Source organism: Methylobacterium sp., from assembly GCF_028290105.1.
GTDB lineage: Bacteria > Pseudomonadota > Alphaproteobacteria > Rhizobiales > Beijerinckiaceae > Methylobacterium.
The window spans coordinates 1-9,705 of the sequence record NZ_JAQGKL010000052.1; the positions used below are offsets into that span (position 1 = coordinate 1).

Below are 9,705 nucleotides of genomic sequence, written 5' to 3' on the forward strand. Positions count from 1 at the left end.
TGACGCTCAAGGTCGAAGGTCTGTACGTGAACCTCGACCGCAACAACGCGAGCGACGTGTTCGCCGTGTCCAACAGCACCGGTACGCTGTTCCGCACCAACACCCCCTACGCCACCACCGTGGGCGGCGCCCTGCGCTCCAACGACACCGAATTCGCCGTCGTGCGCGCCGGTCTGAACTACAAGTTCGGCTCCTACTAGGCCGACATTTCGGGTCTCGAAACGGAAGGAGCCCGGCCGCGAGGCCGGGCTCCTCTCGTTCTGAACCCAAAGTCGCACCGGGGCGCCAAAGCCCCGGGCGGACACGAAAAAACCCGGCCTCACGGCCGGGTTTTTCTCGTTCTCACACCCAATGGTCGTTCAGGCGCTGGCCTGGATCCAACGGGAGAGATCGCCCTTGGGTGCCGCACCCACCTTCTGGCTCGCGAGTTGGCCATCCTTGAAGATCAGCAGCGTCGGGATCGAGCGGATACCGTACTGGGCGGCGATGCCGGGATTCTCGTCGACATTGACCTTGGCGATCTTCACGCGGCCCTGCAGGTCGGCGGAGATCTCCTCGAGCGCCGGGCCGATCTGACGGCACGGTCCGCACCATTCCGCCCAAAAATCCACCACGACGGGCTCCGCGGACTGAAGGACGTCCTGCTCGAAGCTCGCGTCGGTTACTTTGACCGTCGCCATGGGAAAACTTCCTTTCCGGTTCCGCCTCGGCGAAACCCCGTTCCGCCGTCCCGATGCTGCGGGACCAAGCGCTGAGAGCGAGACTTGGCGACGGGAGGCGGAACGGTCAAGGCATCCTGCGCGCACGGCAAGGCTGCCCTCTCCGGAAGGCGGGGATTGTCCACCGCGGCACGCGCCGCGCGCCAGCGACGGGCGGGCCTCTCCCGGTAGGGACCTCGCCAAAGCACCCCGCTCGCCCCATCTCCCTGAGGTCATCGTCCCCGGCCGCGCTTTGCGGACGCGGGGCCCGACCCGGAACCGGCTTCGATGCCGGCATGGAGGAACACCCGACGTGAAGCGCATCCCGCACAGCCTGCTCGCCACCGCAGCCCTTCTCAGCCTCGGCGCGACCGTCCACGCGCAGGCACCGGCGGAATCCCAGCCCCGGCAACCCCGTATCGAGGGCGACGCCTTCGCGGCCCCGCAGAGTTCCGCCACGGGCAACAGCCCGGCCGAGACCGAGGCCCCGAACACGAGCTACAAGCCGCTGCTGCCGAACCAGACCCGAGCGCCGAAGCCCGATGCCGCCACCAAGTTGAAGACCGAGACTGTGGCCAAGGGCCTCGACAGCCCCTGGGCCATGGAATTCCTGCCCGATGGCCGCATGCTCGTCACCGAGAAGGCCGGCAAGCTGCGCATCGTCGCCAAGGACGGCACGGTGGGTCCGGCGATCCCGGGGGTGCCCAAGGTCGACGCGAAGGGTCAGGGCGGTCTCCTCGACGTGGCCCTGAGCCCGAGCTTCCCGGCCGACCGCCGGATCTACCTCAGCTACGCCGAGCCGCGCGAGAAGGGCAACGGCACCAGCGTGCTGCGCGCCAAGCTGATCGAGGAGAACGGCGTCGCGCGCCTCGACGAGGTCAAGGTCATCTTCCGCCAGATGCCGACCTATGACGGCGACAAGCATTTCGGCTCCCGCCTCGTCTTCGCGCCGGACGGCAAGCTGTTCGTCACCGTGGGCGAGCGCTCGGACAAGGTCACCCGCGTGCAGGCGCAGGACCTCACCAGTGGTCTCGGCAAGGTCTTCCGCATCGACACGGACGGCACCGCCCCGAAGGACAACCCCTTCACGGGCGGCGAGAAGGCCAAGCCCGAGATCTGGTCCTACGGCCATCGCAACGTCCAGGCGGCCGCCCTGGACCCGCAGGGGCGCCTCTGGACTACTGAGCACGGCCCGCGCGGCGGCGACGAACTCAATCGCCCCCGGGCGGGCGTGAACTACGGTTGGCCCGAGGTGACCTACGGCATCGAGTACAGCGGCGAGAAGATCGGCGAGGGCAAGACCCAGGCGGGCGGTACCGCCCAGCCGGTCTATTACTGGGACCCGGTGATCGGCCCCTCCGGGATGGCGCTGTACAGCGGCGACGCCTTCCCGGCCTGGAAGGATGCCTTCCTCATCGGCGGACTCGTCAGCCAGGGCATCGTCGTGGTGAAGCTCGACGGCGACAAGGTGGTCAGCGAAGAGCGCATCCCGTTGGAGGCCCGCATCCGCGACGTGCGCGTGGGCAGCGACGGCGCGGTCTACGCGGTGACGGACGGCCCCGACGGCAAGATCCTGAAGCTGACGCCCGGCTCCTGATTCGTTGCGCGTGGGAGCGGCCTACCGGGCCGCTCCCGTCCCAGCGGGGATGAGGCGTCCTTCGAGGCGCACCAGTATCCGGCCGAACGTCGCAGAATCGCGCGTGGCGCGCGCCAGCACGAGCCCGCCCTGGATGGCCGCGATGGCCTCCTCGGCGAGTTCCGCCGCCTCGCGGGTCCCGACGCCGCTCCGGTGCAGGGCGTCGGCGAGCGAATCGCACCAGACGGCAAAGTAGCGGCCGATGCGATCGCCGAAACGGTCGCGCCCCTCGGTCAGCGCGAAGGCGCCGACGAGGCAGATCCGGCCGCCGGACCGAAAATAGGCGTCCGTTTCGCGGAGCATCCGCCGGATCGCCGCGTGGGGATCGGCCCCTTCGCGCAACGGTGCGTAGATTCGCGTCTCGAACCAGGCCTCGATGGCGTCGAGCACCGCCTCGGCCATCTCGACCTTGCCCCCCGGAAAGGCGTGGTACAGGCTCCCCTTGCCGAGCCCGGTCCGGGCGCCGAGGAGGGACAGGCTGGCGCCCTCGAACCCGTGCTCGCGAAACACCTCCGCGAGGATCGGGATCGCGGCGGCGCGCGCGGCCAGCCCCTTCGTCGCCGACAGGGTTACAGCCCGAGTTCGGAGAGGCCCGGATGATCCGCCGGGCGGGGCGCGGCGCGATCCCAGTGGAACTTGCGCTCCGCGTCATCAATGGCGAGGTCGTTGATGCTGGCGTGGCGCTCGCGCATCAGGCCATTGGCATCGAAGGCCCAGTTCTCGTTGCCGTTGGCCCGGAACCACTGGCCTGTGGCGTCGTGGAATTCGTAGGCGAAGCGCACCGCGATCCGGTCGTCGCCGAACGCCCAGATCTCCTTGATCAGGCGGTACTCGTGCTCGCGCGCCCACTTGCGCTGCAGGAACGCGACGATGGCCGGACGCCCGCTGAAGAACTCCGCGCGATTCCGCCAGCGGCTGTCGAGCGTATAGGCGAGGGCCACCGCCTCGGGATTGCAGCCGTTCCAGCCGTTCTCCGCCGCGCGCACCTTCTGGATGGCGGTCTCGCGAGTGAAGGGGGGCAGCGGCGGGCGCATCTCGGACATCGGCGAAGCTCCTTCGCGGATGAGCCCGCGCTGTACCGATCGGTACAAAGCACTTCGATGCCCGTCAAGCCGGCCGACATGGCCGTCAAGCGTGGCCCAGGAGCGTCAGCCAGGCGATGGTGGTGAAGGTCGCCAGCAGGGTCGAGAGCATGACGGCGGCGGCGACCACGCCGATCTCGGTCTTGTAGCGGGCGGCGAGGAGGTAGGCGTTGATGCCCACCGGCATGGCGGCGAACAGCGTCGCCACACCCGCATAGGCCGGAGGCATCGTGAAGACGTGGAAGGCCAGGACCCAGACCGCGAGCGGGTGGATCACGAGCTTCAACCCCGTCACCACCATCGCGCTCGGCAGGTCGTGGAGGACGCGGTACCGCACGAGGCCGGCGCCCAGCGCGATCAGCGCGCAGGTCGATGCGGTGCCGGCCAGCGAGTCGACGAGCGCCTTGACCATGCCGCCGGGTGCGAGGCCGAATCCCTTGAGGCCGAGGCCGACGATCAGCGCCAGGAAGATCGGATTGCGGAACAGGACGCGGGCGAGGCCGCGCAGGCGCTTCACAAACGAGGTCTGGCCATCCGATTCGATCAGGAAGGTGGCGCAGCCCATCATCAGCGGCAGGTGGACCGCCAGCAGCATGAAGAGCGGAAAGGCCCCCTCCTCCCCATAGGCCTGGAGGATCATCGGCACGCCGATGAAGACCGTGTTCGACTGGCTCGCCGCGAAACCGTGCAGGATCGCACCCCGACGCTCGACGCCCTCGCGGCGCAGGCTGATCAGCGATCCGATCAGCCAGGACAGCGCGGCGCCGCCGAAATAGCTGAACCAGTAAGACGGGGTGATCTCGCCGGTCAGGCCGGGGCGCGTCAGCGTCGCGATGATCAGCGCCGGCACCGCGATGGAGAAGACGTATTCCGAGAGGCCGTCGCTGACCTTCTCGGAGATCAGGCCGGCCAGGGCCGCGACCCAGCCCACCAGGATCAGCCCGAAGATCGGGGCGACGAGCGACAGGACGGTCATCGAGGCGGAACCGATGCTTCAACGCGAACGGCCACCGTACGCGCTGACGCGTGCGGCGGCCGTTCGGACACGATGGCGGAATTCGGCGGTCTCGACGGCGGGTTTCGCGCGATCGATTCGAACCGGCGACGCCTCAGGCGGCGACGGGGGTCTCGACTTCGCCGAGCTTCTTGTGCAGCTCGCGCTTGAGGAGGCGGGCCGCCTGCGACAGCTCGATCTCGCGCGCCTTGATAAGGAAGGCATCGAGGCCGCCGCGATGCTCGACCGAGCGCAGGGCGTGGGCGGTGACCCGCAGGCGCACGCGACGCTTGAGGGCATCCGACTGCAGCGTGACCTGGCACAGGTTCGGCAGGAACCGGCACTTGGTCTTGCGGTTCGAGTGGCTCACGAGGTGGCCGGTCTGCACGGCTTTGCCCGTGAGTTCGCAACGGCGCGACATTGATCTGATTCCCGTCTCGTTCCGCATGTCCGACAGGCTGGCGGGACACCCGGGCCGCGGGGCGGCCGAACGGTCTCTCGCACGCCAGGCCCGGTGGAGCGGCGTTCTCATTGAAGGCGCGAGCCTATAGGGGAGAGGGGCCCGTGACGTCAAGGCGTAAGCCGATTTTTCGCATGCGTCCGGGGTTTGGATCACGCCGAAGATCGGGCTCGGTCCGGCGCACCCAACGATGTATTAACCATGAGCGCCGACGATGCCGGAATGATGTCCGCAAGGCCGTTCGCGCCGGGACCGACCGTGAGCCACGAGTTCTCCACCATGCGCGCAGCCGCCCAGCGCCCTCCTGCTACCTGTTTTGCCACCCGTCTTGCCGGAGCCGGCCTGCTGGCACTTGCCGCCACGTCGTTCTGTGTTCCAGCGGCGGTCGCACGTCCGAAGGCGAGCGCGTCCGCCTCCACGGTGACGGTCGACTACGACATCGCGCTGGCGGGCCTCACCATCGGCACGGCGCAGGTCGCCGGCGCCTTCGAGGGGTCCGGCTACCGCGTGGACGTGTCGGCGCGTCTCACCGGCTTGGTCGGCGTCGTCACCGGCGGCATGGGCTCGGCCCGGGCCGCCGGCTCCGTCGCCTCGGCGCCCCAGCCCAGCACCTTCGCGATCGCCACCAAGACCTCGAATTCCGGGATCGCGGTGCGCATGGCGCTGGCGCGCGGCAACGTCACCCAGGCGGAGATCACGCCACCGCTCGTCGACCTCGGCGACCGGGTGCCGATCACCGCCGCCAACAAGCGCGGCGTGATCGATCCGGCGAGCGCGCTCGTGATGCCGGTCCAGGGTCGGGGCGACCTCATGGACCCGGCCAATTGCAATCGCACCCTGCCGATCTTCGACGGCGCCACACGGTTCGACGTGAGCCTGAGCTACGGCGAGACCCGCAGCGTCGAGAAGGCCGGCTACAGCGGCCCGGTCCTCGTCTGCAACGCGCGCTACACCCCGATCGCCGGGCACCGCCCCGATCGGCCGGGCGTGAAGTTCATGGAAGACAACCGCGAGATGTCCGTCTGGCTCGCCCCGGTGGAGGGCACCCGCGTGCTGCTGCCGATCCGAATCGCGGTGCGGACCACGGTGGGCAGCAACATCATCGAGGCGACCCGCTGGACACGGACCGGCGGCCCGCAGGGTGGCACCCACGCCGCCGCGCCGACCGGCTCCACGACGCAAGCCAGCCTCGCCCAATGAAGAGGCTGGCCCGACGCGGCCTGCACTCGGGCCTGCACTTGGGCCTGCTGCTTGGCGCGGGCCTCGCGACCACGCCCGCGACGGCGCAATCCAGCCTGTCCACCGAGCCGAATTGCGGCGGCGACGCCTATTCCTCGGCGCAGGTCATCGAGAAACGGGCTCCGCGGCGCGGTCCCCTGACGGCGATGCCCGACACGCTCTGCGCCGATGTCGCACCGCAGGGATCGCGGACCCCCGTGGAGATCGGGATCTATCCGAATTTCGGCGGCTCCGGCGTGCCGCGGCGGGATGGCGGGCGGGGCCCCGGCGACCCATATGAGGATCGGCCGCCGAGGCTTTCCCGCCCCTGAGGGTGGGAGGGCGGCATCCCGATCCGTGAAAAAGCCTGTCGGCCTCGCCGAAGGGACCGCCCCTTACCCATGATCCGCCCCTCCCTCTCCCCGCAGGCCCGCGCACGCGGCGTCACGGCGGTGCTCGGGCCGACCAATACCGGCAAGACCCATCTCGCCATCGAGCGCATGCTCGCGCATCCGACGGGCATGATCGGCCTGCCCCTGCGGCTGCTGGCGCGGGAGGTCTACCTGCGCGTGGTCGAAAAGGTCGGCGTCGACAAGGTCGCCCTCGTCACCGGCGAGGAGAAGATCAAGCCCGACCGGCCGCGCTACTGGATCTCCACCATCGAGGCGATGCCGCGCGACCTCGACGTGGCCTACGTCGCCATCGACGAGATCCAGCTTTCCGCCGACATGGACCGGGGCCACGTCTTCACCGACCGGCTGCTGCACCAGCGCGGGCGCGAGGAGACGTTGCTCATTGGTTCCTCCACCATGCTGCCCCTGGTGCAATCGCTGATCCCCGGCGTGCACACGACGACCCGCCCGCGCCTCTCGCAGCTGACTTATGCGGGCGAGAAGAAGCTTGGCCGCCTGCCCAGGCGCACCGCCATCGTCGCCTTCTCGGCCGAGGAGGTCTACGCCATCGCGGAATTGATCCGGCGTCAGCGCGGCGGCGCGGCGGTGGTGCTGGGCGCCCTCTCGCCGCGCACCCGCAACGCGCAGGTCGAGCTCTACCAGTCGGGCGACGTCGACTACCTCATCGCCACCGACGCGGTGGGCATGGGCCTGAACCTCGACGTCGATCACGTCGCCTTCGCGGCGAACTGGAAGTACGACGGCACGCGCTTTCGCAAGCTCACCCCCCCGGAGATGGGCCAGATCGCGGGCCGGGCCGGGCGCCACCTCTCCGACGGCACCTTCGGTTCGACGGGGCGCTGCCGGCCCTTCGAGCCCGAGATGATCGAAGCCCTGGAAAATCACGATTTCGAGCCCTTGCGGGTGCTGCAATGGCGCAACCCGGACCTCGACTTCTCCTCCCTCAAGGCGCTGCAGGCGAGCCTCGACGAGCACCCGCGGGAAAAGGGGCTGACCCGCGCGCCCATGGGCGAGGACCAATCGGCCCTCGAGATCCTGATGCGCGAGGACGACATTCGCGACCTGGCCTCCACCCCCGCAAACGTGAAGCGGCTGTGGGACGTCTGCGGCGTGCCGGATTACCGCAAGGTCCACCCCCAGACGCACGCCGACCTCGTCGCACAGCTCTTCCGCTTCCTGATGCGGGGCATGGCGGGGCGCATTCCCAACGACTGGTTCGCCAAGCACGTCGCGATGATCGACCGCACCGACGGCGACATCGACGCGCTCTCCCAGCGCATCGCGCAGGGGCGGACCTGGACCTTCGTGGCGAACCGGCCGGATTGGCTCATCGATCCGGTGCATTGGCAGGGCGAGACGCGTCGGGTAGAGGACAGGCTGTCCGACGCCCTGCACGAACGCCTCGCGAGCCGTTTCGTCGATCGGCGCACCAGCGTCCTGATGCGGCGCCTGAGAGAGAATACGATGTTGGAAGCTGAGATCACCGCCGGCGGGGACGTTACCGTCGAGGGCCAGCATGTCGGCCACCTGCATGGCTTCCAGTTCGTTCCGGACCCCGGTGCGGAAGGACATGAGGCCAAGACCCTGCGCAGCGCGGCCGAAAAGGCGCTGGGCGGCGAGATCGAGGCCCGCGCCGAGCGGTTCTCGTCGGCCGCCGACGCCTCCCTCGTGCTGAGCCACGACGGGGTCGTCCGCTGGACCGGCGACCCGGTCGCCAAGCTGACGCCCGGCGACAAGCTGTTCGAGCCGCATGTGCGCCTGCTCGCCGACGAGCAGCTCACGGGCCCCGCCCGCGACAAGGTCGAGGCCCGTCTCGTCGCCTGGCTGAAGGCCCACGTGGTGCGCCTGCTCGGCCCCCTGATGGAGATCGAGACCGCCGCCGACCTCACGGGTCTGGCCAAGGGCATCGGCTATCAGGTGGTGGAGTCGCTCGGCGTGCTGGAGCGCGCCAAGGTGATGCAGGAGATGCGCACCCTCGACCAGGAGGGACGCGGAGCCTTGCGCCGCCACGGCGTGCGCTTCGGCGCCTATCATATCTTCCTGCCGGCCCTGCTGAAGCCGGCGCCCCGTACGCTGGCGGCCCAGCTCTGGGCCCTGAAGAACGGCGGCCTCGACCAGCGCGGCCTCGACGAGATCGCCCATCTGGCAAGCTCCGGCCGCACCTCGATCAAGGTCGATCCCGAAATCGCCAAGGGACTCTACCGCGCGGCGGGCTTCCGGGTCTGCGGCGAGCGCGCCGTGCGCGTCGACATCCTGGAGCGTCTCGCCGACCTCATCCGCCCGGCCATCGCCTACCGCCCCGGCACCACGCCGGGCGAGGCGCCGGTGGGCACGGCGGACGGCGACGCCTTCGTGGCGACCGTGGGGATGACCTCCCTGGTCGGCTGCTCGGGCGAGGACTTCGCCTCGATCCTGAAATCCCTCGGCTACGCCGCCGAGACCCGTCCGGGCCCGGCGATCACGGTTCCGCTGCTCCCCGCGGCGGCGACCCAGCCCGTGGTGCCGGCGTCGGCGAGCGTCGTTGACGCGGCCTCGGACGAGTCCGTGCCGGGCGAGGCCTCGGACGAAGCACCAGGATCTGAGGCTTCGGCGGAGGGCCCGGCCGAGGTCGAGCTTGGCTCGACGGAGGATTCCGGAGCGGCGTCCATTCCGGAGACGGCCGTCGAGGAGTCTCAGGGCGAAGCCGCCACCGCGCCCGAGTCCGAGGTGAGCCCGTCCGAGACGTCGGCGTCGGAGCCCGTGGCGACGGAAGCCTCGGCCGCCGAGACTCCGGTGCCAGAGACGTCATCGAACGAGCCTTCCACTTCCGAGCCTTCCACGTCCGAGGATGCGACCCCGGACGAGGCGACCCCCGAGCCTGTGGCGGATGTCGCGAGCTTGGCGGATGCGGCGGAGCATCCGGCCGACGCTGCCGCTTCGGAAGCGGACGGCTCGGCGGACCACGAGGCCTCTTTGGAAGCCGCCGAGGCTCCCGGCGACATTGCCGCCGACCCGACGCAAACCTCCGAAGCGACGCAGACTCCCGAAGTGACAGAGGTTCCGACCGTCGAGGTCTGGCGCCTCCAGCGCCAGCAGCGCCACGCCAATCCCCGTCAGAACCGTCCGCGCGGAGCGGGCCGCGATGGCGCCGCCCCCAACCGCGCACCGGGCGAAGGCCGTCCGGACCAGCGCCGCCAGGGCGGACAGGCTGCGGCTGGCGAGACC

The 9,705-nt window shown here is 69.8% G+C and carries 9 protein-coding genes and 1 pseudogene; 5 read left to right on the forward strand and 5 right to left on the reverse strand.

What is annotated here, in order from left to right; translation table 11 throughout:
* Window positions 1–200 (forward strand): annotated as a pseudogene (locus tag JWQ05_RS04070) (porin family protein); the annotation flags it as partial.
* Window positions 201–359: 159 nt separating this feature from the next.
* Here the strand turns inward: JWQ05_RS04070 and trxA are convergent.
* Window positions 360–680 (reverse strand): thioredoxin, encoded by a 321-nt coding sequence (gene trxA / locus JWQ05_RS04075; protein ID WP_056185158.1) that lies wholly within the window; start codon window positions 678–680, stop codon window positions 360–362.
* Window positions 681–1,011: 331 nt separating this feature from the next.
* Between trxA and JWQ05_RS04080 the strand changes: the two genes are divergently transcribed.
* Complete coding sequence (locus JWQ05_RS04080; RefSeq protein WP_299654875.1) at window positions 1,012–2,295, forward strand: PQQ-dependent sugar dehydrogenase; 1,284 nt, start codon at window positions 1,012–1,014, stop codon at window positions 2,293–2,295.
* Between the two features lie 21 nt (window positions 2,296–2,316).
* Here JWQ05_RS04080 and JWQ05_RS04085 read toward each other — a convergent pair whose 3' ends face one another.
* The 4 genes from JWQ05_RS04085 to rpmB all read right to left on the reverse strand — a co-directional run bounded on the left by JWQ05_RS04085 (window position 2,317) and on the right by rpmB (window position 4,831).
* A complete protein-coding gene (locus JWQ05_RS04085) occupies window positions 2,317–2,844 on the reverse strand; it encodes a TetR/AcrR family transcriptional regulator (RefSeq protein WP_299654878.1) in 528 nt (175 codons plus the stop codon).
* 59 nt (window positions 2,845–2,903) lie between these two features.
* On the reverse strand, window positions 2,904–3,377 hold the full coding sequence (locus JWQ05_RS04090; RefSeq protein WP_299654881.1) for a nuclear transport factor 2 family protein: 474 nt from the start codon (window positions 3,375–3,377) through the stop codon (window positions 2,904–2,906).
* A gap of 85 nt (window positions 3,378–3,462) precedes the next feature.
* Window positions 3,463–4,392 carry an AEC family transporter gene (locus JWQ05_RS04095; RefSeq protein WP_299654884.1) on the reverse strand — a complete coding sequence of 310 codons (930 nt, stop codon included), beginning with the start codon at window positions 4,390–4,392 and terminating at the stop codon, window positions 3,463–3,465.
* Window positions 4,393–4,525: 133 nt separating this feature from the next.
* Entirely contained in the window at window positions 4,526–4,831 is a 306-nt protein-coding gene (rpmB, locus tag JWQ05_RS04100) for a 50S ribosomal protein L28 (RefSeq protein ID WP_299654886.1), read from the reverse strand.
* Window positions 4,832–5,149: 318 nt separating this feature from the next.
* On the opposite strand from rpmB, the gene JWQ05_RS04105 reads away from it, so the two are divergent.
* The 3 genes from JWQ05_RS04105 to JWQ05_RS04115 form a co-directional block, all read left to right on the forward strand.
* A complete protein-coding gene (locus JWQ05_RS04105) occupies window positions 5,150–6,070 on the forward strand; it encodes a DUF3108 domain-containing protein (RefSeq protein WP_299654895.1) in 921 nt (306 codons plus the stop codon).
* The gene (locus JWQ05_RS04110) at window positions 6,067–6,420 is read left to right on the forward strand and encodes a hypothetical protein (RefSeq protein WP_299654889.1); all 354 of its coding nucleotides are present in this window, start codon (window positions 6,067–6,069) and stop codon (window positions 6,418–6,420) included. Before JWQ05_RS04105 ends, JWQ05_RS04110 begins: the two co-directional genes overlap by 4 nt.
* A gap of 69 nt (window positions 6,421–6,489) precedes the next feature.
* A partial coding sequence (locus JWQ05_RS04115; protein ID WP_299654892.1) for a helicase-related protein occupies window positions 6,490–9,705 on the forward strand: 3,216 nt, incomplete at its 3' end.

Excerpts from the sequence above, each read along its gene's own strand:
- JWQ05_RS04095 (WP_299654884.1), bottom strand. The coding sequence starts at position 4,392 with ATGACCGTCCTGTCGCTCGTCGCCCCGATCTTCGGGCTGATCCTGGTG.
- JWQ05_RS04110 (WP_299654889.1), top strand. The coding sequence starts at position 6,067 with ATGAAGAGGCTGGCCCGACGCGGCCTGCACTCGGGCCTGCACTTGGGC.
- JWQ05_RS04090 (WP_299654881.1), bottom strand. The coding sequence starts at position 3,377 with ATGTCCGAGATGCGCCCGCCGCTGCCCCCCTTCACTCGCGAGACCGCC.
- rpmB (WP_299654886.1), bottom strand. The coding sequence starts at position 4,831 with ATGTCGCGCCGTTGCGAACTCACGGGCAAAGCCGTGCAGACCGGCCAC.
- JWQ05_RS04105 (WP_299654895.1), top strand. The coding sequence starts at position 5,150 with ATGCGCGCAGCCGCCCAGCGCCCTCCTGCTACCTGTTTTGCCACCCGT.
- trxA (WP_056185158.1), bottom strand. The coding sequence starts at position 680 with ATGGCGACGGTCAAAGTAACCGACGCGAGCTTCGAGCAGGACGTCCTT.